The sequence below is a fragment of the Arthrobacter sp. GQ119 genome, from assembly GCF_059759125.1.
In genome coordinates this window covers 1-329 of sequence record NZ_JCAXEA010000093.1, presented here as the reverse complement: position 1 = coordinate 329, position 329 = coordinate 1, and the positions used below count along the sequence as shown (strand labels likewise).

The window sequence follows — 329 nt, the reverse complement described above, 5'->3', positions numbered from 1 at the left end:
TCCTCGGACACGCTCTGGGACGGAACCCACCTGTACATTGCCTCGAACGTGGTGACTTCGGGTTCGTCGGCATCCGGGCAGCCGGCCCGGCTGTACCGCTACAGCTATTCCGGCGGGACCTACACGTTGAGCAGTGGTTTTCCTGCCACGATATCGGACAACAGCAGCGAGACGCTGACCATCGACAAGGACTCCACCGGCGTCATCTGGGCCACCTGGACCCAGGCCACAAGCACCACCAGCACCGTGTACGTCAACCACTCCCTGTCTGGGGGCACGGGCTGGGGGACCCCGTTCGTGGTGCCCGGCGCGGCGGATCCGAACCCGAC

1 pseudogene is annotated in these 329 nt (G+C 65.3%); it reads left to right on the top strand.

From position 1 onward, the window contains the following. Positions 1 to 329, top strand: a pseudogene (locus AC6CH3_RS23505) (hypothetical protein); the annotation flags it as partial.